Below are 24,855 nucleotides of genomic sequence, written 5' to 3'. Positions count from 1 at the left end.
CCAACCCCTTCCGTTCGTTTCGAGCGAAGTCGAGAAACGGAAGTGTGTTCACCTTGCCTCGTGTCTCGACTTCGCTCGACACGAACGGAGTTCTGTAATGGCACTGTTCACATTCAAGCTGCCGGACATCGGCGAAGGCATTTCCGAGGCGGAGATCGTTGGCTGGCACGTCAAGGTCGGCGACCGGGTGGAGGAAGATCAGCCTATCGCCGACATGATGACCGACAAGGCGACGGTGGAAATGGAAAGTCCGGTCGCAGGCATTGTGATGCGCCTTGCGGGCGAGCCGGGCGATCAGGTGCCCATTGGCTCCATGCTGGTGGAGATCGAGACGGACGGGGAGGGTGAGGTCGTCCCCGCCGCAGAAACTCCGCCGCCGTCGGAAGAGGTCATCGCGGCGGAGACGCCCGGAGAAGCGGTGATCGAGGAAGCGCACACGCCTCCCTCCATTCGCCCTGAGTCTGTCGAAGGGCACGCGGTGGAATCCACCAAGGAACAGAAGGGCCTCGACAAGCTCAGTCCGAACGGGACAGGGGAAGCCAAGGCCGAAACGCCGATCCTTGCATCACCCGCCGTCCGGGCGCGGGCCAAGGAACTGGGCATCGACCTTGCCCAGGTGAAGCATGGCGGCGAGCGCATTCGTCACGCCGATCTGGACGCCTATCTGCTCTATGGTGCGGGGCAGGGTTATCATCCGGCTGGCCGTTCGGCCAGGCGCCCGGACGAAGCCGTCAAGGTCATAGGTATGCGCCGCCGCATCGCGGAGAATATGGCCGCGTCGAAGCGTCACATCCCGCACTTCACCTATGTCGAGGAAATCGACGTCACCGAACTGGAAGCTTTGCGCGAGCAACTGAACGCCGGCAGGGGGGATCGGCCGAAGCTGACCCTGTTGCCGCTGCTGATCGTGGGAATATGTCGCACGCTGCCGGAATTTCCGATGCTGAACGCGCGCTATGACGATGAAGCGGGCGTGGTGACGCGCTACGGCGCGGTTCATCTGGGCATGGCGACGCAGACCGACGCGGGCCTGATGGTTCCTGTCATCCGCGACGCGCAGGATCGCAATATCTGGCAACTGGCGTCCGAAATCCGCCGCCTCGCCGAAGCCGCGCGCACGGGCAGGGCGAAGTCGGAGGAACTGTCCGGCTCGACGCTCACCATCACATCGCTGGGGCCGCTGGGCGGCATCGCCACCACGCCGGTCATCAATCGGCCGGAAGTCGCGATCATCGGCCCCAATCGCGTGATCGAGCGGCCCGTTTTCCGGGGACGGGAGGTCGTGGCGGCCAAGCTCATGAACATGTCGATAAGCTGCGACCACCGCGTCGTCGACGGGTGGGACGCGGCGAGCTTCGTCCAGGCGCTCAGGAAGCGTCTGGAAACGCCCGCGCTGCTGTTCGTGGATTGAGGAGACTGGAATTGGGTGGGGAGCGGAGAGTCTGCTTTCCCATCCTCCGTTCGCTCAGTTCCTACTCAGGGCGAATGGGCATGGGCTATGTTCGCCATTGATCGTAAGCGGTCGCTCAATTTCCGAAGAAAATGGAAGGGCTATCGGGCGACGGCGCGGTAGCTTAGCCGGCCGCTTTCGCCGGGGAGGGCGCTGCGAGGCAGGGGCCAGCGCACATGCGTCACATCTTCGGCGACGGCGCGGCGCATTCCGCCTAGCGGGGTCGGCAGCCATAGCTGGTCCAGCCGTCCCCAATGCGCGCCGCCATCGACCGACACGTCCATCCGGGGATCGCTGGTATCGATCCGTGCGCCGCGTGGCACCGCTTTGGTGATCGCGAAACCTCTTGCCGGATTGCTGCCTTCGTTGCGCCAATGGACCACGAAGATGAGCTGGTCGCCCGGCGCCACCCGATCCGCATTGGAAAGGATGCGGCGTTCGCGTCCGTTGAGGTCGGTCATCACCCGCTCCACGAAGATCTGCGTATCAAGCCGCATGTCCTGTTGCGCGGCTGCTACCGATGGCATGGCCAGAACCGCCAGGGTGCAAAGCCAGCGTATGATCGTCATGTGAAGCCCCGTTCCTTCATCCCTGAACCGGATAGTGCCGCGCAGAAGCGAACATTCGGTTAAGGCGGCGTTTTCCTTCCTGTCGTCGCCCTGCGATCCGAATCCAAATTGACGGCCCCTGTCTACAGGCGCAGAGCATTTTCCATAAAGTGGGGCAATAACGGATTCTGGCGCGATGTTACCGGCGGAAGAACAGGAGGTCATCAGGCGTCGCGACCGGCTGCTCGCTTCCATTGCGCTCAGTGCGGGGCTGGGGCTGTTGCTGGCCTTGCCCTTCGCGCTCAGCGCGGGCGCGGAATTTTTCCTGCCGCTGACCGCCGCTCTGGTCGTCGCCATTGCGCTGGTGCCCTTTCTGGAGTGGATGGAACGGCGCGGCCTTCCATCCGCTTTTGCGGCCCTGCTCGCCGTCATCGTCTTTCTGGTGGTGGCCAATACCGCGCTTGTGCTGATTATCGTCCCCGCGACGGACTGGTTCGGCATATTGCCGCAGCGGCTGCCCCGGATTCAGGCCAATCTCGCGCCGCTTATCGACTATTATTCCCAGTTGCAGCGCTTCGTCGACGAAACCGTCCAGATGCTGGCGAGCGGCCCTGTCGCGGCGGCCCAGACCGCGGCGGTCGAAGCGCCCCGTTCGCTGCTGCAATTCGCGGCGACCTCGGCCCCGTCCGCGATCATCCAGATGGTGTTCGGCCTGCTCATCATCTATTTCTTCCTTGCGGGCTGGACGAAGCTGCGGCGACGCACGATCAACAGCCGGGACAGTTTCGACGGAGCCATGGCGGTAGCCCGCGTGATCCAGAACGTCGTGGACGCGACATCCGCTTATGTGTTGACCATTGCGACGGTGAACCTCTGCCTTGGCGGTGCGGTGGCGCTGTCGTTGTGGCTGGTGGGGATGCCATCGCCGCTGATGTGGGGCGGCATCGTCGCGCTGCTCAATTTCATCCCCTATTTCGGGCCGATGCTGGCGGCGGTGCTGTTGGCGCTGGGCGGGTTGATGGTGTTCGACGATCCGTGGTGGGCGCTGCTCCCCGCCGCCTTGCAGGTGGGCTTCCATCTGGTCGAGGCCAATGTGGTGACGCCGATGATATTGGGACGGCGGCTGACGATGAACCCGCTGCTGATTCTGGTGTCGCTCGCCTTTTGGGGATGGGTGTGGGGCACGCCCGGCGCGCTGCTGGGCGTGCCGCTGCTCATCATCATCCAGACCGTCGTTTCGGCAGCGGGAACCCCGGATATTGCCGGTTTCCTGTTCGAGCGGGGGACGCTGGTGGTGTCTCCGCGCAAAGAAAATGAAGAGAAAGAAGAAAGTCCTGTTACGGATGGTTGACAGGCGAAGCGCGCCCGCATAGATGCCCGCCCACACCAAACGCGGGTGTAGCTCAGTTGGTTAGAGCGCCGGCCTGTCACGCCGGAGGTCGCGGGTTCGAGCCCCGTCACTCGCGCCATCTTTCACGAAGGATGGCCACTGGTTTCGACCAGATTTTCCCGCTTCATGACAATAGCCAATGGGCCGACGCCGAAGCATCGGCCCGATGCGTCAAGCTACAGATTCTCGCCCACGACGGCGGGCGCCTTCGGTTCTTCTGCCAGCCAGCGATAGACGCCGCCGGCGATCACCGCGCCCGCAATCGGCGCAATCCAGAACAGCCAGAGCTGATGCAGGGCGATCCCCCCGACCAATAATGCCGGGCCCGTGCTACGCGCGGGATTGACCGACGTATTGGTGACAGGAATGCTGATAAGGTGGATCAGCGTCAGCGACAGTCCGATCGCGATTGGCGCGAAACCGGCGGGCGCGCGGCTGTCTGTCGAGCCCAATATCACGCTCAGGAAGCCGAAGGTCAGCACGACTTCGATCGCGAAGGCCGATGACAGCACATAGCCGCCCGGCGAATTGGCGCCATAGCCGTTCACCGCAAGGCCGTTGCCCATCAATACGAAGTCCGGCTCACCGCTTGCGATATAGAGAAGCAGCGCGGCGGCGATCACGGCCCCCACCAGTTGTGCGACGATATAGGGCGCGATGTCCCGTACGGGAAAGCGTCCGCCCGCCCACAGGCCGATGGTTACGGCGGGATTGAGGTGGCATCCGGATATATGGCCGATGGAATAGGCCATGGTCAGCAATGTCAGGCCGAAAGCCAGGCTGACGCCCAGCAGACCGATGCCTACATCGGGAAAGGCCGCCGCCAGCACGGCGCTGCCGCATCCGCCGAAAACAAGCCAGAATGTACCGAAGGTTTCCGCAAACAATCTCTTGCTCATTGGCACCATCTTGTCCTCCTGTTGCGCTGCGCCACCATCATGTCGGGTGTCGTGGCGGGGTGGCTTCGCCAGTGATGCTGGAAAGGGTGATGCGGAAGAAGAGTGCGCGCGGGAAAGGAGCGCCTTCACGGGCGCGTCCGGGTCGCAATAGCAGGCATGGGAACATGCCTTCGCCTCCCCCTCTTGTAGCAGGGGTGGCGGTATTCCGTCAGGTGCGGATATCCGTTACGACCCCTTAACGGCTTGGGAGATATACCGAAAAGGGAAGGCTGTCACGGCTTATCCGCGCCGCCAGCGGCCCGTCTCCATCCAGGCGAGCAGGCGCTTGAGGGGCAGAACCCAGATCCAGATGAGGCCGAGGAAAATATAGACCGGCACCTGCGCGATCATCGGCAACTGTCCGATGAGGCCCGACAGGCTACCCACCAGCACGGCCCACAGCAGGATGAGCGCCAGGATCATGAACATGCCCGCGGGCTTGCGCCAGCTCGGTTCATAATGTTTCATGACTCTTCCCCCTCGATCAGTTCCACTTCGGTCAGCACCATATGAAGCGGCAAATCCCAAGGATCGGCGGGAATCGCCTCCTGCTCCTGCACCGACCATGCCAGCCCGACACGCAGCGCGTCCGGGTAGCGGGCAAAGGCCCGGTCATAATAGCCACCGCCCTGACCCAGCCGGTTCATCGCCCGGTCAAAGCCCAGCAGCGGCGCAATGATGGCGTCCGGCGCCACAGGACCATCGCCCTGTTCGGGGTGACTGGTGCCAAAGCGGCCGGGCAGCAGCGGCGCGTCCGGATGCCATGCCAGGAATTCCATGCTCCCCATCCGGTCGATCACGCGCGGCAAGGCCACCGTCCTGCCAGTCTCGATCAGCTTTGCGGCCAGCCTTTGCGCGGGGGCTTCATCCTCGATCCCCATATAGAGCGCCACCGTCCGCACATCCGCCAGCCGCCTCGCGAGAGGGGAAGGCAGCACCTTGAACGCCAACCGGTGCGCCAGCGGGTCCAGCCCCGCCACGAAGGCGCGCCGCCGCTGCCGCGCGATGGCGCGTAATGTGGGCTTGTCCGGCATGCCGCTATGTTCGTCGCTCATGAACAAGCCCTTTGCGTCAGGGTGGCGGCGATGGGAAGAGGAATATAGGGAAGGCGGGTGACGGGACCACCTTGGCCGTTGGCTGGAAAATCCTCTGACGCCTCAACGTCAGGTGGGGACCATGTAGATCGGGCCAGGGCCCGCCCAGGGACAGCCCCCGTGGATGTGATTATCGCCTCAGGGATGTTCGCTAAAGCTCGTACCAGGCAGTGCCCGTCGCCTTACTATCTAGGCGTCCGGCAAGGGCGCGGCAAGCCTGTCGCTCAGCTTTTCCAGCCGCGCCGTCAAAACCTCTATCGCCAGCACAGCCGGATCGCCTCCGTCGTCAAGTGGCAGGGCTTCCTGCCGTCCGGCGACTTCCCTCTTCATGTCGTTGAGTTCGTCGGCCAGGAACAGCGCCGCGAACAGCAGTGTCCGCACCTCCGTCAATCCCGGCGTCGCCTGTTGCGCCAGCCGTGCCTTGCGCTCGATCAGGCCCGCGAGATGCGCCAGATGCGCTTCCTCGCCATCGCGGCAGCGCAGATCATATTGCCGCCCGGCTATATAAAGCGTGGTTTCAGCCATGGGCGCCTTCCTTGAGTTCGCCGATCAGCGCGTCCAGCGATTTGAGCGCCGCGCGGGCGGCTGTCGCATCGACGCCGGAAGAGGGAAGGGAAGAAGTGGACGGCCCCAGCCTGTCCATATTCTGTTCCAGACGGTCGATTGCGCGCTCCAGCGCGTCGATCGCCTGCTTCATGCGGTCGCTTGCCATGGCCCTGCATAGCGAAACTTGCCGTCCCGAAAAAGCCGTGATTGAACGGTCCGGCGCAGCGTCCGCCCCGCCTATGGTTGACGCATGGGGCTTGACGCGACAAAGGAGGCCCGATTCCGACTCGCCTGCATAATGCGGGCATTTCGATAGACAGGAAAGACGCCCGCCCCCGATGACCGTTTCCGAAAAGACGCTCGCCAACGCCATTCGCGCCCTCTCCATGGACGCGGTTCAGGCTGCCAATAGCGGGCATCCGGGCATGCCGATGGGCATGGCCGATGTCGCCACGGTCCTCTTTTCCGACTATCTGAAGTTCGATCCGGGCCAGCCCAAATGGGCCGACCGCGACCGCTTCGTGCTGTCGGCGGGGCATGGGTCGATGCTGATCTATTCGCTTCTGCACCTGACCGGCTATGCGCGTCCGACGATAGAGGACATCCGCAACTTCCGTCAGCTAGGCAGTCCCTGCGCTGGCCATCCGGAGAATTTCGAGCTGGCAGGCGTCGAGGCGACAACCGGGCCGCTGGGTTCGGGCCTCGCCACGGCCGTGGGCATGGCGATTGCGGAACGGCACCTGAATGCCCAGTTCGGCGACGACCTGGTCGACCACCGGACATGGGTGATCGCAGGCGACGGTTGCCTGATGGAAGGTATCAACCATGAGGCTATTGGCCTTGCGGGGCATCTGAACCTTGGCCGCCTGATCGTGCTGTGGGACGATAACAAGATCACCATCGACGGCGCGGTGGACCTGTCCTCCAACGAAGACGTGCGCGCCCGCTATGCCGCGACCGGCTGGCATGTCGTGTCCTGCGACGGCCATGACACGGCCGATGTGCGCCGCGCCATCGACGAGGCGCTGGCCGATCCGCGTCCCTCGTTGATCGCCTGCTCCACCAAGATCGGTTATGGCGCGCCCAACAAGGCAGGCACGTCCGGCGTCCACGGCTCCGCGCTGGGCGAAGCGGAAGTCGCCGCCGCGCGCGAATTTCTGGGCTGGGCAGCCGAACCGTTCGTCATTCCCGAAGATGTCGCCGCCGGATGGCGCGAAATCGGCGCGAGGGGCGCGCCTGCTCGCGCCAAGTGGGAAGGTAGTCTCGCAAGCAACGGACAAAAGGCGGAATTCGAGCGCCGCATGGCGGGGGAACTGCCCGCCGGCTTCTCGCTCGACGCCTATATCGACAGCCTGATCGCTGCGCCGCAGAAGGTGGCGACCCGCAAGGCCAGCGAACTGGCGCTGGGCGCGATCAACGACCTGCTGCCGGAAACCGTGGGCGGATCGGCGGACCTCACCGGCTCCAACAACACCAAGACCAAGTCCACCGGGCCGCTGACCCGTGACGATTATGCGGGCCGCTACATCTATTACGGCATCCGCGAATTCGGCATGGCCTGCGCGATGAACGGCATGGCGCTGCACGGTGGCGTCATTCCCTATGGCGGCACATTCCTCGTCTTCTCCGACTATATGCGCGGCGGCATCCGTCTGGCCGCGCTCCAGCAGCAGCGAGTGATCCACGTTCTGACGCACGATTCCATCGGCCTTGGCGAAGACGGCCCGACGCATCAGCCGATCGAGCATGTCATGTCGCTTCGCATGATCCCCAATCTCGATGTCTATCGCCCCGCCGATGTGGTCGAGACGGCGGAATGCTGGGAACTGGCGCTTAAGGACGCGACTGGCCCCTCCGTATTGGCGCTGACCCGCCAGAATCTGCCGCAGCTCCGCACGGAGAAGGCGGGCGAGAATCTGTCGGCCAAGGGCGCCTACCGCCTGCGCGCGGCCAAGGCGGACCGCAAGGTCGTGCTGATCGCCACCGGATCGGAAGTCGAGATCGCCGTCGCCACTGCCGAAGCGCTCGAAGCGCAGGGCATCGGCGCGGATGTCGTCTCCATGCCGAGCTGGGCGCATTTCGAAGCGCAGACGCAGTCGTACAAGGACGACATTCTGCCGCAGGGCGTCTTGCACGCGTCGATTGAGGCGGGCACGACTTTCGGCTGGGAACGCTATGCCGCGCTGCGTTTCGGTATCGACAGCTTTGGCGCATCGGCTCCGGCCGAAGTGCTCTACGACCATTTCGGCCTCACGGCCGCCAAGATCGCGCCGCAGATCGCGGCCGCGCTCGCCTGAACATATTCAAGCCAACACGCAAAACGGGAGTCAATTGCAGTGGCAACGAAGGTAGCAATCAACGGTTTCGGGCGCATCGGCCGCCTTGTCGCGCGCGCCATTCTGGAGCGTAACGATCATGACCTGGAACTGGTCAGCATCAACGATCTGGGCGATGCCAAGTCCAACGCCCTGCTGTTCAAGCGCGACAGCGTGCACGGCAATTTTCCCGGCGAAGTGAGCGTCGACGGCGATGCCCTCGTCATCAACGGCAAGCGCATCGCCGTCACCGCCGAACGCGATCCGGCCAAGCTGCCCCATGCCGCGCAGGGCGTGGACATCGCCCTCGAATGCACCGGCATCTTCGCCGACAAGGCGAAGGCAAGCGCGCACCTGACCGCAGGCGCGAAGCGCGTCGTCATCTCCGCCCCCGCGACGGGCGTGGACAAGACCGTTGTTTACGGCGTCAACCATGACTCGCTGAGCGCCGACGATGTGGTGATCTCCAACGCGAGCTGCACCACTAACTGCCTCGCCCCGCTCGCCAAGGTGCTGCACGACGCCATCGGCATCGAAAGCGGCTTCATGACGACGATCCACAGCTATACCAACGACCAGAACACGCTGGATCAGATCCACAAGGACATGCGCCGCGCCCGCGCCGCCGCTTTGTCGATGATCCCGACCACCACCGGCGCCGCCCGCGCGGTGGGTGAAGTGCTGCCTGACCTCAAGGGCAAGCTGGACGGCTCCTCGGTCCGCGTGCCGACCCCGAACGTCTCGGTCGTCGACCTCAAGTTCATCGCCAAGCGCGACACGACTGTCGAGGAAGTCAACGGCCTGCTCAAGGCCGCGTCGGAATCCGGCCCGCTCAAAGGTATCCTCGGCTATTCGGACGAACCGCTGGTGTCGATCGACTATAATGGCGATCCGCGCAGCTCCACCGTCGACAGCCTGGAAACGGCGGTCATCGACGGCAAGCTGGTCCGCGTGCTGAGCTGGTATGACAATGAATGGGGTTTCTCGAACCGCATGATCGACACGACCGGCGTGGTCGCGAAGTATCTTTAATATCCTTGCCGCCGCCGGTCCCGTGACCGGCGGCGGCTTTCCTTGCAGCAGGGGAGTGCGCGTGAAGCCCTTCAAGACGCTTGACGATATGGGCGACATCCACGGCAAGGCCGTGCTGGTGCGCGAGGACCTGAACGTGCCGATGCAGGACGGTTCGGTCAGCGACGACACCCGCCTGCGCGCCGCGATGCCCACGATCCTCGAACTGGCCGACCGCGGCGCGAAGGTGCTGATCCTCGCCCATTTCGGCCGTCCCAAGGGCCAGAAGAACCCTGAGTTCTCGCTGAGCAAGATCACGCGTCCGCTGTCGCAGGTGCTGGGCCGCGAAGTGCAGTTCATCCCCGATTGCGCGGGACAGGCGGCGGTCGACGGTATCGCGGTGATGCGCCCTGGCGATATCGCGATCCTGGAGAACACCCGCTTCCACCCCGGCGAGGAAAAGAACGATCCCGCACTGGCGGATGCGATGGCCGCGATCGGCGACCTTTATGTGAACGACGCCTTTTCTGCCGCCCACCGCGCCCATGCCTCGACCGAGGGGGTGGCGCACAAGCTGCCCGCCTTCGCAGGCCGTTCTATGGAGAAGGAATTGGACGCGCTCCAGGCGGCGCTCGGCGAGCCGGTGAAGCCGGTCGCGGCGGTCGTCGGCGGGGCGAAGGTTTCGACCAAGCTCGATGTGCTCAACAACCTCGTCGCCAAGGTCGATCATCTCATCATCGGCGGCGGTATGGCCAATACGTTTCTCCACGCACGGGGGGTCGATGTCGGCAAGTCGTTGTGCGAAAAGGATCTGGCGGACACCGCCGAAGCCATTTTCGAAGCCGCCGACAAGGCGGGCTGCACCATCCATTTGCCCTATGACGTGGTGGTGGCGAAGGAATTCGCGGTCAATCCGCCGTCGCTCCGCACCTGCAACGTCCATGAAGTCGCGGCGGACGAGATGATTCTCGATATTGGCCCCGCCGCCGTGGAGGCGCTGGGCGACGCGCTCAAGAATTGTCGCACGCTGGTCTGGAACGGCCCGCTTGGCGCGTTCGAGATCGCGCCCTTCGACAAGGCGACCGTGGCGCTCGCCAAGACCGCCGCCGCCCTCACCAAGGAAGGGCAACTTACGTCCGTCGCAGGTGGAGGTGATACTGTCGCAGCACTCAACCATGCGGGAGTTGCGGGCGATTTCACCTTCGTCTCTACTGCGGGCGGCGCTTTCCTTGAATGGATGGAAGGCAAGGAATTGCCGGGCGTCAAGGCGCTGATGGCCTGAACGGCCGCGCGCCTGTCTTTCGTCGCCGGGAGAGGGCGACATTTTCCCTATCACAGCGCCGCCGGAGGGGTGGCGCGACCAATCGAGAAGGTATGTGCAGATGCTGGATCAGGAAATGACCAACAAGATAGCGGACGGCAACGGCTTTATCGCTGCCCTCGACCAGAGCGGCGGTTCGACGCCCAAGGCGCTCAAGGGCTATGGCGTCGAAGAAGACGCCTGGTCGACTGAAGAGGAAATGTTCGGCTTGATCCATGGCATGCGTAGCCGGATCATCACATCGCCAGCCTTCGCCGGCGACAAGGTGCTGGGCGCGATCCTGTTCGAGCGGACCATGGACGGGCAGGCGGGCGGACAGCCCGTGCCGCAGGCGCTGATCGAGCGCGGCGTCGTCCCCTTCATCAAGATCGACAAGGGCCTTGAGGACGAAGCGAATGGCGTCCAGCTCATGAAGCCGATGCCGGAACTGGATGCGCTGCTGAAGCGTGCCAAGGCGCTGGGCGTCTACGGCACCAAGGAACGCTCGGTCATCAACCTCGCCAACCGCGAGGGCATCGCCGCTATCGTCAAGCAGCAGTTCGAAGTTGGCCAACAGGTGCTTGCCGCCGGTCTGATGCCGATCATCGAGCCGGAAGTGAACATCAAGTCGCCCGAACGGGCCGAAGCCGACCAGATATTGCTGGAGGAAATCCTCAAGAATCTCGACGCGCTGCCGGGCGATGACAAGGTGATGCTCAAGCTTTCGCTTCCCGCCAAGTCCGGCTTGTTCGATCCGCTGGTCGACCATCCCCGCGTGTTGCGCGTCGTGGCGCTGTCGGGCGGCTTCAAGCGCCCCGAAGCCTGCGTCGAACTCGCCAAGAACCGGGGCATCATCGCCAGCTTCAGCCGCGCGCTGCTGGAAGACCTGCGCCACCAGATGAGCGATGATGAATTCAACGCCTCGCTGGGCGGGGCGATCGAGGAAATCTACAACGCTTCGACCGCCAAGACCCCGGTCGCGGCCTGACGGGCAAGGGTGACGGCCGTGGATGCCCCAGAGCTTTCCGCCGCCGTCACCCGCCTGACAGCGGCGGGTGGCGTCCGCTGCTGCGCGCGGCCAATGCGCCGTTCGCGGAGGTTTTGAAGACCCCGCCTCCTATGCCGGAAACCCTCCGCCGGACGCCTGGCTGGCGGACCTGCTCGTCGATCCGCGCTTCATCGCGCTGGTGACAAAGCGTGGCGAAAGGGTGATCGGCGCGCTCGCCGCTTATGCATTGCGGAAATCGAGTAGCAGCGCAGCGAAATCTACATCTACGACCTTGCCGTGGCAGCGGGTGAAAGGCAGCGTGGCATCGCCGCCGCGCTGATCGACGCGCTCCGGCCCATTTCCGTCGAAAGCGGCGCATGAAGGCCGATCATGGCGACGATCCGGCTATTGCGCTCTACACGAAGTTGGGCGCGCGCGAGGATATGCCGCCTTTCGATATGGCGCCGCGCTGAGAGCGGATGCCGCCGGGTCCGTCATCCCGAAACATGCCCTAAGACTTCCGTCCCGCGCCGCCTTGTTCTACTGCACAGCCCATGACTGACTTCACCGAAGAAGAACTGGCCCTCGATCCGCGATTCGCTGACCAGTTCGAGCGGGGCTTTCGTCCCGCCTGCAAGCTCTACCTGATTTCTCCGCCCGCCATCGATGCGGCCTTCACCGACCGTCTTGCCGCCGCCCTGGACGGAGGGGAGGTTGCCGCCTTCCAGCTTCGGCTGAAAGGGATCGATGACCATGCCATCGCCCGCGCCGCCGAGCCGCTGCAAAAGCTCTGCGCTGACCGCGAAGTCGCCTTCATCGTCAATGACAGCGTCGCCCTCGCCAAGCGCCTGGGCGCGGATGGCGTGCATCTGGGCCAGTCCGATGGCGACCCGCGTGAAGCCCGCAGCATCCTGGGCCCCTCGGCCCAGATCGGCGTCACCTGCCACGACAGCCGCCACCTTGCGATGGAAGCGGGCGAGGCGGGGGCGGATTACGTCGCTTTCGGCGCCTTCTATCCCACCACGACGAAGGAAACGCGCCATCGCCCGGAGCCATCTATCCTGAGTTGGTGGGTCACATTGTTTGAATTGCCCTGTGTCGCGATTGGCGGCATCACGGCGGAGAACGCGGCTCCGCTCGTCGCGGCAGGCGCCGATTTCCTCGCGGTCAGCAGCGCGGTCTGGAGCCATGCGGATGGCCCGGGGGCAGGCGTGGCAGCCTTCGCGCCGTTACTTGCCACCAAAGGCTGACGCATCTTTTTGAAGGCTTGCGGCGTTTCCCTGAAAAATCAGGAGAATGCCGTGCGTCCTTTCATGCTTTCCTCGCTCATCGCGCTCTGCGCGACTGCCTGTAACAGTCAGCCTTCCGCGCCTGCGCCGCAGGAGAGGGGGCAGGAACAGCAGCCGACCGCTCCGGCCGATCCCTATGCCTTCGCCGTTCAGCCCGAACCGGCGAACCAGCCCCAACGCGCCGATTCGATCCTTCAGGCGCAGGTTGCGCTCGACCGGGCGGGTTTTTCTCCCGGCGTGATCGACGGGAAGGAGGGCATGTCCTTCACCGACGCGCTGCGCGGTTTCCAGCAGGCGCGAGGCCTGCCTGAAAGCGGCAAATATGACGAGGCCACAGCCAAGGCGCTGCTGGGGGACAATCCCCAGCCCGCCACATGGCTCGTCCGCATACCCGAAGGCTTCGCGAAGGGGCCGTTCTTCGCCATTCCCAAGGATCTGAACGACCAGGCGAAGCTTCCTGCGCTAGGCTATCGCAACCTGCTCGAAAGGCTGGCGGAACGCTTCCATACCAGGCCCGAAGCGTTGTTGGCGCTTAATCCGGCGAATACGAAGGTCGGGCCGGGCGCGATCATCCGCGTGCCTGCCATCGCCAACCAGCCCGTCGCCCGGATCGAAGGCGACGATCGCGGCTGGGGCGAAACGCTCGCCAGCCTGGCTGTTGCCGCCGGCCAGACGCAGGCCGACCATATCGTCGTCGACAAATCCGAAGGACTGCTGAAGGTCTATGACGACAAGGACCAACTGATCGCCCAATTCCCCGCCACCATGGGGTCGCAGCATGATCCGCTGCCGATTGGCGACTGGACGATCAAGGGGGTCAGCCGTAATCCCGATTTCCAGTATAATCCAGACCTGTTCTGGGATGCGGACGAATCGGACAAGAAAGCCTTGCTGAAACCCGGTCCGAACGGGCCGGTGGGCGTGGTTTGGATCGACCTTTCCAAACCGCACTACGGCATCCACGGCACGCCGGAGCCACAAAATATCGGCCGCACCGAAAGTCATGGCTGCATCCGCCTGACCAATTGGGATGCGGCTCGCCTTGCCCAGATGGTGAAGGTCGGGACGAAGGCGCATTTCCAGCCATGAGAGGGTCATGAGGATCGGCGCGCGGGGTTGGGCGGGGATTGTGGTCGCGGTTCTGCTCTGCGTGCTGTTCCTGTCGTTTTGCGTGCGGATCGTGCCCGCCGATGCGCCGCATGACTCCGAGCCCCTATCCTCCGCCTCGTCGTCCGCGACGGAGCTGTTGATCCCAGTGGAAGGGGTGCCCGCAGTGGTGCTCACCGACACTTTCACGCAATCCCGCGCGAACGGCGCCCGTCCGCATGACGCCATCGACATCATGGCCGCGCGGGGCAGCACCGTTCTCGCCGCCGCCGATGGCCGCATCGAAAAACTGTTCTGGAGCGAGGAGGGCGGACGGACCGTCTATGAACGCTCCCCGGACGGAAGGCGCATCTATTATTACGCGCATCTGGATAGCTACGCGCCCGGATTGCACGAAGGGCAGGCGGTGCGGCGCGGCGACCGCATCGCGGCGGTCGGGAGCACCGGTAATGCCGATCCGTCCGCCCCGCATCTCCATTTCGCCGTGCATGTCGCGGAGCCGGGAGAGCCATGGCATGGCGGGCGAGCGGTCAATCCCTATCCGTTGTTCGCCCGGTCGCCCTGACCCGCTATCCTGTAGCCACGTGACGCGGGCGATGTTAAGCCCCTCTTGCCCTACGGCCCGTCTGGATGTAGACGCGCGCCCAGCCTCAAAAAGGCCGGCTCTTTTCCATCCACAGACATATAGGCAGGCTCTTCCCATGAAGATCAGCGGCGTGGACATCCGTCCCGGCAACAATATCGAATATGAAGGTGGCCTGTGGCGCGCCGTCAAGATCCAGCACACCCAGCCCGGCAAGGGCGGCGCCTATATGCAGGTGGAACTCAAGAACCTGATCGACGGGCGCAAGAACAACGTCCGTTTCCGCTCCGCCGAAACGGTCGAGCGCATCCGGCTCGACACCAAGGATTTCCAGTATCTCTATGCCGAAGGCGACATGCTCGTCTTCATGGACACGGAAACCTACGAACAGATCAACCTCCCGCTTGATCTGGTGGGCGACGCCGCCGCCTTCCTTCAGGACGGCATGATGGTCATGCTCGAAATGTATGAGGAACGCCCGATTTCGGTGCAGCTCCCCGAAACGGTCGAAGCGACCGTGGTGGAGGCCGATGCCGTGGTGAAGGGGCAGACCGCCTCGGCCAGCTACAAGCCCGCCATCCTCGACAATGGCGTGCGCGTCATGGTGCCGCCGCACATCGTTTCCGGCACGCGCATCATCGTCGACGTCTACGAACGCGAATATGTAAAACGCGCGGACTGATTGCATAGTCGCCCTTCCGCCTGCGGAAGGGACAGGGGGGTGGGTGGCGAGCGCAGGCGAGCCTTCCGCCTTTTCCTTTTCAGGGCGTCTCCAAACCCCGCACCCATATCCCTCCGTTGGTGGAGGGAGGAGAAAAGAACATGGTATCGCACTCCGGCCTTCTCACCGTCATGGAACGCGCTGTCCGCAAGGCAGGCTCCAAGCTGCGCCGCGATTTCGGCGAGGTCGAGCATCTCCAGGTCAGCCGCAAGGGGCCGGCGGACTTCGTGTCTCTGGCCGACAAACGCTGCGAGGAAACGCTGGTCGAGGAATTGCAGCGCGCGCGCCCCGACTGGGGTTTCCTGCTGGAAGAGGGCGGCATGATCGAGGGCGATCCCACCAAGCCGCGCTGGATCATCGACCCGCTCGATGGCACCACCAACTTTCTGCACGGGATTCCGCATTTCGCGATCTCGATCGCAGTGGAAGAGCCGCTTTATGGGGGCAGGAAGGAAATCACCACCGGCCTGGTCTATCAGCCGATCACCGACGAAAGCTATTGGGCCGAAAAGAACCGGGGCGCATGGCGACATGATCAGCGCCTGCGAGTCTCGGCCCGTCGCGACATGGGCGAATGCCTGATCGCGACCGGAATCCCCTTCATGGGCCATGGCGACTTTGCCCAGTGGACCCGAATCTTCGGCGCGGTGGCGCCTTCCGTCGCAGGCATCCGCCGTTTCGGCGCCGCCTCGCTCGACCTCGCTCATGTCGCGTCCGGCCGCTATGACGGCTTCTGGGAGAGCGGCCTGCAACCCTGGGATGTCGCAGCCGGCATCCTGATGGTGCGTGAAGCAGGCGGCTTCGTCACGGATTTTCGCGGCGGCGATCAACCGATCGAGCGGCGGGAGATTATCGCGGGCAATGATGCCATCCACAGCAAGCTGCATAAGCTGCTCGCCGGAGCGTTGCGCTAGGGGCGTTTGAGCCAAACACTTCGAGCACTTGGGCTTTTTGCGATTCATTCTCAGGGGTATGCCCCCTTGCTTCGCATATGCAGCGGTCCTAAAGCGCGCCCGTAATCATTTTCGCCCAGGGGATTCCGTTGGTCGATCTCGCTCAATATCTGCCGATCCTGATTTTTCTGGGGATCGCCCTGCTGCTCTCCAGCGCCTTCGTCTTTCTGCCGATGCTGGTGGGTCGCCTGACCGGCGCGCACAAGCCCGACCCGGCCAAGCTTTCAGAATATGAATGCGGCTTCCCGGCCTTTGAGGAGCCGCGCAGCCAGTTTGACGTGCGTTTCTATCTCGTCGCGATCCTGTTCATCATCTTCGATCTGGAGGCGGCGTTCCTTTATCCGTGGGCGGTCAGCCTCGATCAGATCGGCTGGACCGGCTGGGCGACGATGATGGTGTTCATAGCAGAGCTGGTGCTTGGCCTTGTCTATGCGTGGAAGAAGGGAGCCCTGGAATGGGAGTAGAACTGACGAATCCCGCGCCCGGCACCATGCCGCCGGTGGGGACACAGCCCGACCAGGATTTCTTCAACGCGCTGAATTCTGAAGTCAGCGACAAGGGTTTCCTTGTCACCTCGACGGAGGAATTGTTCCATTGGGCGCGCACCGGATCGCTGTGGTGGATGACCTTCGGCCTTGCCTGCTGCGCGGTGGAAATGATCCACGTCAATATGCCTCGTTATGACATGGAGCGCTTCGGTGTCGCTCCGCGCGCGTCCCCGCGCCAGTCGGACGTGATGATCGTGGCTGGCACGCTCTGCAACAAGATGGCCCCGGCGTTGCGGAAGGTTTACGACCAGATGTCAGAACCGAAATATGTGATTTCCATGGGCTCCTGCGCGAATGGCGGCGGCTATTATCACTATAGCTATTCCGTGGTGCGCGGCTGCGACCGGATCGTGCCGGTGGATATCTATGTCCCCGGTTGCCCGCCGACCGCCGAAGCGCTGCTCTATGGCGTGATGCAGCTACAGCGGAAGATCCGCCGCATTGGGACTTTCGAGCGCTGATATGGGACATCCTGCTCCGAAGATCGCTGCCATCCCCGGCATCGCGGAAGAAATTGCCGGACTGCTGGGTTCGATGCTGATCGAAACCGTCGATCATGCAGATGAACTGAGCTTCACTGTGGTTCGCGAAAAGCTGGCCGACGCGATGGAAGTGCTGCGCGACCGCGCGCACTATCAGCAGCTCATGGAAGTGGCGGGCGTCGATTATCCCGAACGGCCGGAACGCTTCGAGGTCTGCTATCATCTGCTGTCCGTCACCCGCAATCACCGCGTCCGCGTCAAGGTTTCCACCGACGAAGACAGGCCGGTTCCGAGCGTCACGCATATCTGGCCCGTCGCGGGCTGGCTGGAACGTGAAGTGTTCGACATGTATGGGGTGATTTTTTCCGGCAATCCCGACCTGCGCCGCATCCTGACCGACTATGGGTTCAAGGGCTATCCGCAGCGCAAGGACTTTCCGCTGACCGGCTATGTCGAGCTGCGCTATTCCGAAGAGGATAAGCGCGTCGTCTATGAGCCTGTTCGCCTCGCGCAGGATTTCCGCAGCTTCGATTTCATGAGTCCTTGGGAAGGCGCGCAATATGTGCTGCCGGGCGATGAGAAGGCGCCGCAGGCGCCCGGTGCGCCGTCGCCCGCGCCTGCTCCGCCGCCGCCGCCCGCCGCCCCCAAGGGCGAGGAGAAGGGCGACAAGCCGAAGGTAACGGAAAAGTCCGGCGATAGCGGAGCCGGCGAGCCGACCGACAGTAAGGCGAACGCGAAGTCCCCTGAAGCGCCGGCCAAGCCCGCCGCCGACACCGATGAAGGCAAAGGCGTTGCCAAGCCCGAGGACAAGGCCTGATGTCCGATTATATCGAAAAACTGGATCATAAGATCAATGCCGACGATCCGACGCTCGGCGATACGGAGATTCAGAACTACACCATCAACTTCGGCCCGCAGCATCCCGCGGCGCACGGCGTGTTGCGCCTTGTCATGGAACTGGACGGCGAGATCGTGGAACGCTGCGATCCGCATGTCGGCCTGCTCCATCGCGGCACCGAAAAGCTGATCGAATATAAGACCTATTTGCAGGCGCTGCCTTATTTCGACCGGCTGGACTATTGCTCGCCGCTCGGCATGGAGCATAGCTATGTGCTGGCGATCGAGAAGCTGCTGAACCTCGAAGTGCCGCTGCGCGCCCAATATCTGCGCGTGTTTTTCGCGGAACTGACCCGCATCAGCAACCACATGCTGAACCTTGGCTCGCACGTCATGGACGTCGGCGCGATGACGCCGAACCTGTGGCTGTTCGAAATCCGTGAGGACTGCCTCAACTTCTTCGAGCGGGCGTCCGGCGCCCGCATGCATTCGGCTTATTTCCGGCCGGGCGGCGTGCATCAGGATGTGCCCTTGAAGCTGCTCACCGACATCGCCGACTGGCTCGACACGCGCTTGCCGCGCCTGTTCGAGGACGCGATCTCGCTGGTGGCGGACAACCGCATCTTCAAGCAGCGCAATGTGGACATCGCCGTTGTCAGCAAGGAAGATGCGCTGAAATGGGGTTTCTCCGGGCCGATGATCCGAGGCAGCGGCATTGCATGGGATATCCGCAAGTCGCAGCCCTATGATGTCTATGACCGGATGGAGTTCGATGTGCCGGTCGGCACCAATTACGACTGCTACGACCGCTTCATGGTGCGCGTCGAGGAAGTCCGTCAGTCCGCGCGGATCATGAAACAGTGCCTCAACGACATGCCGGAAGGTCCGATCGCCAGTTTCGACCGCAAGGTCTCCCCGCCCAAGCGCGGTGAGATGAAGCAGTCGATGGAAGCGCTGATCCACCATTTCAAGCTCTATACCGAGGGATTCCATGTGCCCGCGGGCGAGGTCTATGTGGCGACCGAAAGCCCCAAGGGCGAATTCGGCGTCTATCTGGTCGCGGACGGCAGCAACAAACCCTATCGCTGCAAGATCCGCCCGACCGCCTTCTCGCATTTGCAAGCGATGGATTTCATGCTGAAGGGCCACATGCTGGCCGACACCACCGCTGTCCTGGGCGCCATGGACATCGTGTTTGGGGAGTGTGATCGCTAATGGCTGACGCAGTTCATATCCCGGACGAGGCCGAGACCCGTGCGCGCTGGGGCGCCTTCTCGTGGACGGCCGAGAATGCCGAACAGGCGAAGAAGGTCATCGCCCGCTATCCCGCAGGCCGTCAGCAGTCGGCGGTGATGCCGCTGCTCGATCTCGCCCAGCGGCAGGTCGGCGCGGAGACGCAGACGCAAGGCTGGCTGCCGGTGCCGGTGATGGAATATATCGCCGACCAGCTCGATATGCCGTACATGCGCGTGTATGAAGTCGCGACCTTCTACACCATGTACAATCTCGCACCGGTGGGCCGTTATCATGTGCAGGTGTGCGGTACGACGCCCTGCATGCTGCGCGGCTCCGATGATGTGTTTTCAGCGTGCAAGAACAAGGGCTTAGTGAAGGGTGGCACGACGCCCGATGGCCTTTTCACGCTGACCGAGGTCGAATGTCTGGGCGCCTGCGCCAACGCGCCAATGGTCCAGATCAACGACGATAATTATGAAGACCTGACCTATGACAGCATGGGCGCGATCCTGGAGGATCTCTCGGCTGGCAAGCAGCCCAGGATCGGGCCGCAGATCGAGCGGCAGACGAGCTGCCCCGAGGGCGGCCCGACGAGCCTCAAGGAAATGGTCTCCGGCAATCACGACTATCGGGGTCAGTGGTCATGAGCGACGTCATCGCACCCCTTAGCGATAAGGACCGCATCTTCACCAACCTCTATGGCTTCCAGGATTGGGGCATAGACGCGGCGATCAAGCGCGGCGACTGGGACAATACCAAGGCGCTTTTGGAATTGGGCCAGGACGAGATCATCGAGCGCATCAAGGCCAGCGGCCTGCGCGGCCGTGGCGGCGCGGGCTTCCCGACCGGCATGAAGTGGAGCTTCATGCCCAAGGAAAGCAAGGATGGCCGTCCCAGCTTCCTGGTCATCAACGCCGACGAATCCGAGCCGGGTAGCTGCAAGGATCGCGAGATCATCCGCCACGATCCGCATAAGCTGATCGAGGGTGCGCTGATCGCCGGTTTCGCGATGCGGGCGCGGGCCGCCTATATCTACATTCGCGGCGAGTTCATCTATGAGGCGAAAGTGCTCTTCGCCGCCGTCGAGCAGGCTTATGAAAAGGGCTTCCTCGGCAAGAATGCCTGCGGGTCGGGCTATGATTTCGACGTCTTCGTCCATCGCGGCGCGGGCGCTTACATCTGCGGCGAGGAAACCGCGCAGATCGAGAGCCTGGAGGGCAAGAAGGGCCAGCCGCGCCTGAAGCCGCCTTTCCCGGCGGGCGCTGGTCTCTATGGCTGCCCGACCACGGTGAACAATGTCGAGAGCATTGCCGTGGCGCCGACGATCCTGCGCCGTTCGCCCGAATGGTTCGCGAGTATCGGGCGGGAAGGCAACAAGGGCACCAAGCTGTTCCAGATCAGCGGCCATGTGAACAGGCCCTGCGTCGTCGAGGAATCGATGGGCATCAGCTTCAAGGAACTGATCGACCGGCATTGCGGCGGCATTCGCGGCGGCTGGGACAATCTGCTCGCGGTGATTCCCGGCGGGTCGTCGGTCCCGTTGGTCCCCGCCAAGGAGATCATGGACGCGCCGATGGATTTCGATGGCCTCAAGGCGCTTGGCTCCGGCCTTGGCACGGCTGCGGTCATCGTCATGGACAAGTCGACCGACATCGTTCGCGCCATTTCGCGCCTCAGCTACTTCTACAAGCATGAAAGCTGCGGCCAGTGCACGCCCTGCCGCGAAGGCACCGGCTGGATGTGGCGCGTTATGGAGCGGCTGCGCTCGGGTGACGCCGACATCAGCGAAATCGACATGCTCCAGGAAGTCACCAAGCAGGTCGAAGGCCACACCATCTGCGCGCTCGGCGACGCGGCGGCCTGGCCGATTCAGGGGCTGATCCGGCATTTCCGTCCTGAGATCGAGCGGCGGATCAACGAGAATAAGGGTAGCGCCCCCGTCATGGAGGCAGCGGAGTAACCATGCCCAAGGTCACAGTAGACGGCGTAGAACTCGAAGTCCCGGCGGGCGCGACGGTCCTCCAGGCGTGCGAGCTGGCGGGGAAGGAAATCCCGCGTTTCTGCTATCATGAGCGCCTCAGCATCGCGGGCAATTGCCGGATGTGCCTGGTGGAAGTGAAGCCCGGACCGCCCAAGCCGCAGGCAAGCTGCGCGCTTCCGGCGGCGGAAGGGCAGGACATCCGTACCGACAGCGAGATGGTCAAGAAGGCGCGCGAAGGGGTGATGGAGTTCCTGCTCATCAACCACCCGCTCGACTGCCCGATCTGCGATCAGGGCGGCGAATGCGACTTGCAGGACCAGTCCGTCGCCTATGGCCGTGGCAAGAGCCGCTTCGATGAGAATAAGCGCGCCGTCACCGAAAAATATATGGGTCCGATCGTCAAGACGGTCATGACCCGCTGCATCCAGTGCACCCGCTGCGTGCGCTTTGCCGAGGAAGTCGCGGGCGTGCCGGAAATCGGCGCCATCTATCGCGGCGAGAATATGCAGATCACCACCTATCTCGAACATGCCGCGAAAAGCGAGCTGTCGGGCAATGTGGTCGACCTGTGCCCCGTGGGCGCGCTGACGTCGAAGCCCTATGCGTTCGAGGCGCGGCCCTGGGAACTCAAGAAGACCCATGCCATCGACGTGATGGACGCGGTCGGCACCAATATCCGCCTCGACAGCCGGGGCCGTCAGGTGCTGCGCGCCGTGCCGCGCATCAATGACGACGTGAACGAGGAGTGGGCGTCGGACAAGACCCGCCACAATGTCGACGGTCTGGTCCGCAAGCGGCTGGACAAGCCCTATGTCCGCAAGGACGGCAAGCTGGTCCCGGCGACCTGGAACGAGGCTTTCGCGGCGATCGCCGCCGTCCAGCATGGCGGCAGCGTGGCGGCGCTGGCGGGCGACCTGCTCGACTGCGAAACCATGTTCGCGGGCAAGGCGCTGGTCGAGAAGCTGGGCGGCACGATGCTGGAAGGGCGTCAGACGGGCCTGGCCTATGACGTGTCGAGCCTGTCGGCTGTGAACTTCAATACGACGCTCGCGGGGATCGAGACGGCGGACGTGATCCTGCTGGTCGGCACCAACCTGCGCTGGGAAGCGCCGCTGGTGAACACGCGCATCCGCAAGGCGATCAAGAAGGGCGCGAAGGTCTTTGGCATCGGTCCGGAAGTCGATCTGACCTACAAGGTCGAGTGGCTGGGCAATGATGCGTCGCTGCTGGCGAAGCTGCCGCAAGCGGTAACGCAAGCGTTCGGCAAGGCCGCGCGTCCGGCGATGATCGTGGGCGGCGGCGTGCTCGCCAAGGACGGCGCGCATGGCGATACGCTGGCGCTCGTCGAGACGCTGGGCCTCGTGAAAGAGGGCTGGAACGGATATAACGTCCTGCACTTCGCGGCGGCGCGCATGGGCGGGCTGATGCTCGGTTATGCGGTCGATGGCGGCGTCAAGGCGGTGGCGGCCGCCAAGCCCAAGCTGCTTTTCTCGCTGGGCGCGGACGAGGTCGATTATGCGGCGTTCGAGGACAGCTTCAAAGTCTATGTCGGCCATCATGGCGACAAGGGCGCCCATGCGGCGGACGTGATCCTGCCGGGCGCGAGCTATGCCGAAAAGGCGGGCACCTATGTCAATCTGGAGGGCCGGGTGCAGCGCGGCGAAAAGGCCGTGTTCGCGCCGGGCGACGCCCGCGAGGACTGGTCGATCCTGCGCGCTTTGTCCGAGGTGATGGGCGCGACCCTGCCTTTCGACAGCTTCGACGCGCTGCGCGCGGAAATGGTGAAGGCCGTCCCGGCGCTGGGGCAATCGGGCCTGGCCGATTATGGCTGGTCCATCCCCCGGTTGCCGACCGGCGCGTCTGGCGAGTTCGGTTCGCCGATCAAGGATTTCTATCTGACCAACGCCATCTGCCGCGCCAGCCCGACGATGCAGCAATGCTCGGCGGAGCTGATCCATGGTGAGACCTTCGCGGAGGCCGCGGAATGACCGCTTTTTTCCAGAATCTCGGCCTGCCTTATGATGGCGCATGGCTGCTTTCCACGGTCATCGGCATCCTGCTGATCGCCCTGCCGCTGATGCTGGCTGTGGCGATGATCATCTACGCCGACCGCAAGATCTGGGCGGCGATGGCGCTGCGCCGTGGCCCGAACGTCGTCGGTCCCTTCGGCTTGCTCCAGTCCTTCGCGGATGGAGCCAAGGTGTTCCTCCAGGAAACCATCATTCCATCGGCCGCGAACAGAACCCTGTTCATCATCGCGCCGATCATCACCTTCACAATAGCCTTGATGGCCTGGGCGGTGATCCCGTTCCAGGTGGGCGTGGTGTTGGCGAACATCAATGTCGGCCTGCTTTATATCCTCGCGGTTTCGTCCCTTGGCGTTTACGGCATCGTGCTCGCGGGCTGGGCGTCGAACTCCAAATATCCCTTTTATTCCGCGATCCGCGCCAGCGCGCAGATGATCTCCTATGAAGTCTCGATCGGCTTCATCCTGATCACCGTCGTGCTGTGGGCCGGCAGCTTCAACCTCTCGACCATCGTTGAAAGCCAGAAGGGCTATTATGGTTTTCTGAACGGCCATGGTTTCAATCCGTTGCTGTTCCCGATGGCAATCATGTTCCTGATCTCTGCCATGGCGGAAACGGCGCGTGCTCCGTTCGATCTCACCGAAGCGGAGTCCGAGCTGGTCGCGGGCTATCAGACCGAATATTCGTCCATGTCCTTTGCCCTCTATTGGCTGGGCGAATATGCGAACGTGCTGTTGATGTGTGCGCTCAACGCCATCCTGTTCTGGGGCGGTTATCTGCCGCCGTTCGATTGGGCGCCGCTATATTATGTGCCAGGCATCCTCTGGCTGTTCGCCAAGATACTGTTCTTCTTCTTCGTCTTCTCCTGGGTGAAGGCGACGGTGCCTCGATACCGCTATGACCAGTTGATGCGGCTGGGCTGGAAAATCTTCCTGCCGACCTCGCTGCTGTTCGTCTTCCTGGTGTCGGGCTTTCTCATGCTGACGCGCTATGGAGGCGCACAATGAGCCTCGGTTACTACATCAAAAGCTTCACCCTGTGGGAGTTTGTGAAGGCGCATTGGCTGACCTTGAAATATTTCTTCAAGCCCAAGGCGACGATCAACTACCCGCATGAGAAGAACCCGATCTCGCCGCGGTTCCGTGGGGAGCATGCGTTGCGCCGTTATCCCAATGGGGAGGAACGCTGCATCGCGTGCAAGTTGTGCGAGGCGATCTGTCCCGCGCAGGCGATCACCATCGAGGCGCAGCCGCGCGAGGACGGCAGCCGCCGCACGACGCGCTACGACATCGACATGACCAAATGCATTTATTGCGGCTTCTGTCAGGAAGCCTGCCCGGTGGACGCTGTGGTCGAAGGGCCTAATTTCGAATTCGCAACGGAAACGCGCGAGGAGCTGATCTATGACAAGGCCAAGCTCCTTGAAAACGGGGACAAGTGGGAACGGGCCATTGCCGCGAACCTTGCCGCCGACGCGCCTTATCGTTAAGCCGCAGCCGCCGAAGGGGATA

27 protein-coding genes and 1 tRNA gene are annotated in these 24,855 nt (G+C 63.2%); 22 read left to right on the top strand and 6 right to left on the bottom strand.

The window, feature by feature from the left end; all coding sequences use genetic code 11:
* Nucleotides 1-97: 97 nt before the first annotated feature.
* Nucleotides 98-1,411, top strand: a complete 1,314-nt coding sequence (locus LDB26_RS11680) for a dihydrolipoamide acetyltransferase family protein (RefSeq protein ID WP_257538521.1) — start codon at nucleotides 98-100, stop codon at nucleotides 1,409-1,411.
* Nucleotides 1,412-1,551: 140 nt separating this feature from the next.
* Here the strand turns inward: LDB26_RS11680 and LDB26_RS11675 are convergent, their stop codons facing one another.
* Nucleotides 1,552-2,019, bottom strand: a complete 468-nt coding sequence (locus LDB26_RS11675) for a hypothetical protein (RefSeq protein ID WP_257538520.1) — start codon at nucleotides 2,017-2,019, stop codon at nucleotides 1,552-1,554.
* 175 nt (nucleotides 2,020-2,194) lie between these two features.
* On the opposite strand from LDB26_RS11675, the gene LDB26_RS11670 reads away from it, so the two are divergent.
* Together LDB26_RS11670 and LDB26_RS11665 are read left to right on the top strand one after the other, a co-directional pair.
* Nucleotides 2,195-3,349 (top strand): AI-2E family transporter, encoded by a 1,155-nt coding sequence (locus tag LDB26_RS11670; RefSeq protein ID WP_257538519.1) that lies wholly within the window; start codon nucleotides 2,195-2,197, stop codon nucleotides 3,347-3,349.
* A gap of 41 nt (nucleotides 3,350-3,390) precedes the next feature.
* Nucleotides 3,391-3,467, top strand: a tRNA-Asp gene (locus LDB26_RS11665).
* Nucleotides 3,468-3,564: 97 nt separating this feature from the next.
* Here the strand turns inward: LDB26_RS11665 and aqpZ are convergent.
* From aqpZ to LDB26_RS11640, 5 genes are all read right to left on the bottom strand, one after another.
* Nucleotides 3,565-4,296: an aquaporin Z gene (aqpZ, locus tag LDB26_RS11660; RefSeq protein ID WP_062066729.1), complete on the bottom strand. Its 732-nt coding sequence runs from the start codon at nucleotides 4,294-4,296 to the stop codon at nucleotides 3,565-3,567.
* Between the two features lie 270 nt (nucleotides 4,297-4,566).
* Entirely contained in the window at nucleotides 4,567-4,794 is a 228-nt protein-coding gene (locus tag LDB26_RS11655; protein ID WP_062066726.1) for a DUF2842 domain-containing protein, read from the bottom strand.
* Nucleotides 4,791-5,381 (bottom strand): 5-formyltetrahydrofolate cyclo-ligase, encoded by a 591-nt coding sequence (locus LDB26_RS11650; protein ID WP_257538518.1) that lies wholly within the window; start codon nucleotides 5,379-5,381, stop codon nucleotides 4,791-4,793. Before LDB26_RS11650 ends, LDB26_RS11655 begins: the two co-directional genes overlap by 4 nt.
* 228 nt (nucleotides 5,382-5,609) lie before the next feature.
* The gene (locus tag LDB26_RS11645; RefSeq protein ID WP_062066720.1) at nucleotides 5,610-5,945 is read right to left on the bottom strand and encodes a cell division protein ZapA; all 336 of its coding nucleotides are present in this window, start codon (nucleotides 5,943-5,945) and stop codon (nucleotides 5,610-5,612) included.
* Nucleotides 5,938-6,132: a hypothetical protein gene (locus LDB26_RS11640; RefSeq protein ID WP_231746311.1), complete on the bottom strand. Its 195-nt coding sequence runs from the start codon at nucleotides 6,130-6,132 to the stop codon at nucleotides 5,938-5,940. Before LDB26_RS11640 ends, LDB26_RS11645 begins: the two co-directional genes overlap by 8 nt.
* A gap of 172 nt (nucleotides 6,133-6,304) precedes the next feature.
* On the opposite strand from LDB26_RS11640, the gene tkt reads away from it, so the two are divergent.
* The 19 genes from tkt (at nucleotide 6,305) to nuoI (ending at nucleotide 24,833) form a co-directional block, all read left to right on the top strand.
* Nucleotides 6,305-8,263 carry a transketolase gene (tkt, locus tag LDB26_RS11635; protein WP_257538517.1) on the top strand — a complete coding sequence of 653 codons (1,959 nt, stop codon included), beginning with the start codon at nucleotides 6,305-6,307 and terminating at the stop codon, nucleotides 8,261-8,263.
* Nucleotides 8,264-8,302: 39 nt separating this feature from the next.
* Entirely contained in the window at nucleotides 8,303-9,313 is a 1,011-nt protein-coding gene (gene gap / locus LDB26_RS11630; RefSeq protein WP_257538516.1) for a type I glyceraldehyde-3-phosphate dehydrogenase, read from the top strand.
* 88 nt (nucleotides 9,314-9,401) lie between these two features.
* Nucleotides 9,402-10,574 (top strand): phosphoglycerate kinase, encoded by a 1,173-nt coding sequence (pgk, locus tag LDB26_RS11625; protein WP_062068913.1) that lies wholly within the window; start codon nucleotides 9,402-9,404, stop codon nucleotides 10,572-10,574.
* Nucleotides 10,575-10,674: 100 nt separating this feature from the next.
* Nucleotides 10,675-11,580, top strand: coding sequence for a fructose bisphosphate aldolase (locus tag LDB26_RS11620; protein WP_062066711.1), 906 nt, complete (start codon nucleotides 10,675-10,677; stop codon nucleotides 11,578-11,580).
* Nucleotides 11,581-11,647: 67 nt separating this feature from the next.
* On the top strand, nucleotides 11,648-11,920 hold the full coding sequence (locus LDB26_RS11615) for a hypothetical protein (RefSeq protein ID WP_062066708.1): 273 nt from the start codon (nucleotides 11,648-11,650) through the stop codon (nucleotides 11,918-11,920).
* Nucleotides 11,921-12,134: 214 nt separating this feature from the next.
* Nucleotides 12,135-12,830: a thiamine phosphate synthase gene (gene thiE / locus LDB26_RS11610; RefSeq protein WP_062066705.1), complete on the top strand. Its 696-nt coding sequence runs from the start codon at nucleotides 12,135-12,137 to the stop codon at nucleotides 12,828-12,830.
* A gap of 63 nt (nucleotides 12,831-12,893) precedes the next feature.
* Nucleotides 12,894-13,958, top strand: coding sequence for a L,D-transpeptidase (locus tag LDB26_RS11605; RefSeq protein ID WP_257542100.1), 1,065 nt, complete (start codon nucleotides 12,894-12,896; stop codon nucleotides 13,956-13,958).
* A gap of 7 nt (nucleotides 13,959-13,965) precedes the next feature.
* On the top strand, nucleotides 13,966-14,541 hold the full coding sequence (locus tag LDB26_RS11600; protein ID WP_373886110.1) for a M23 family metallopeptidase: 576 nt from the start codon (nucleotides 13,966-13,968) through the stop codon (nucleotides 14,539-14,541).
* A 136-nt stretch (nucleotides 14,542-14,677) separates the two neighbouring features.
* A complete protein-coding gene (gene efp, locus LDB26_RS11595) occupies nucleotides 14,678-15,241 on the top strand; it encodes an elongation factor P (RefSeq protein ID WP_062066699.1) in 564 nt (187 codons plus the stop codon).
* 140 nt (nucleotides 15,242-15,381) lie between these two features.
* Nucleotides 15,382-16,194 (top strand): inositol monophosphatase family protein, encoded by an 813-nt coding sequence (locus tag LDB26_RS11590; protein WP_062066696.1) that lies wholly within the window; start codon nucleotides 15,382-15,384, stop codon nucleotides 16,192-16,194.
* A gap of 128 nt (nucleotides 16,195-16,322) precedes the next feature.
* A complete protein-coding gene (locus LDB26_RS11585) occupies nucleotides 16,323-16,697 on the top strand; it encodes an NADH-quinone oxidoreductase subunit A (protein WP_062066694.1) in 375 nt (124 codons plus the stop codon).
* Complete coding sequence (locus tag LDB26_RS11580; protein ID WP_062066691.1) at nucleotides 16,688-17,242, top strand: NADH-quinone oxidoreductase subunit B family protein; 555 nt, start codon at nucleotides 16,688-16,690, stop codon at nucleotides 17,240-17,242. Before LDB26_RS11585 ends, LDB26_RS11580 begins: the two co-directional genes overlap by 10 nt.
* A gap of 1 nt (nucleotide 17,243) precedes the next feature.
* On the top strand, nucleotides 17,244-18,080 hold the full coding sequence (locus LDB26_RS11575; protein WP_062066688.1) for an NADH-quinone oxidoreductase subunit C: 837 nt from the start codon (nucleotides 17,244-17,246) through the stop codon (nucleotides 18,078-18,080).
* Entirely contained in the window at nucleotides 18,080-19,315 is a 1,236-nt protein-coding gene (locus LDB26_RS11570; protein ID WP_062066685.1) for an NADH-quinone oxidoreductase subunit D, read from the top strand. The genes LDB26_RS11575 and LDB26_RS11570 overlap by 1 nt, the downstream gene beginning before the upstream one ends.
* The gene (nuoE, locus tag LDB26_RS11565; RefSeq protein WP_257538515.1) at nucleotides 19,315-19,983 is read left to right on the top strand and encodes an NADH-quinone oxidoreductase subunit NuoE; all 669 of its coding nucleotides are present in this window, start codon (nucleotides 19,315-19,317) and stop codon (nucleotides 19,981-19,983) included. Before LDB26_RS11570 ends, nuoE begins: the two co-directional genes overlap by 1 nt.
* Nucleotides 19,980-21,296 carry an NADH-quinone oxidoreductase subunit NuoF gene (nuoF, locus tag LDB26_RS11560; protein WP_257538514.1) on the top strand — a complete coding sequence of 439 codons (1,317 nt, stop codon included), beginning with the start codon at nucleotides 19,980-19,982 and terminating at the stop codon, nucleotides 21,294-21,296. The genes nuoE and nuoF overlap by 4 nt, the downstream gene beginning before the upstream one ends.
* A gap of 2 nt (nucleotides 21,297-21,298) precedes the next feature.
* On the top strand, nucleotides 21,299-23,305 hold the full coding sequence (gene nuoG / locus LDB26_RS11555) for an NADH-quinone oxidoreductase subunit NuoG (RefSeq protein ID WP_062066676.1): 2,007 nt from the start codon (nucleotides 21,299-21,301) through the stop codon (nucleotides 23,303-23,305).
* Nucleotides 23,302-24,351, top strand: a complete 1,050-nt coding sequence (gene nuoH, locus LDB26_RS11550; protein WP_257538513.1) for an NADH-quinone oxidoreductase subunit NuoH — start codon at nucleotides 23,302-23,304, stop codon at nucleotides 24,349-24,351. Before nuoG ends, nuoH begins: the two co-directional genes overlap by 4 nt.
* Entirely contained in the window at nucleotides 24,348-24,833 is a 486-nt protein-coding gene (gene nuoI / locus LDB26_RS11545; protein ID WP_257538511.1) for an NADH-quinone oxidoreductase subunit NuoI, read from the top strand. The genes nuoH and nuoI overlap by 4 nt, the downstream gene beginning before the upstream one ends.
* The last annotated feature ends 22 nt before the right edge of the window (nucleotides 24,834-24,855 follow it).

This window comes from Sphingobium sp. CFD-1 (assembly GCF_024611115.1).
Classification (GTDB): Bacteria; Pseudomonadota; Alphaproteobacteria; order Sphingomonadales; family Sphingomonadaceae; genus Sphingobium; species Sphingobium baderi_A.
The sequence above is the reverse complement of the archived record's forward strand: the minus strand, read 5'-3'. Positions and strand labels throughout refer to the sequence as shown.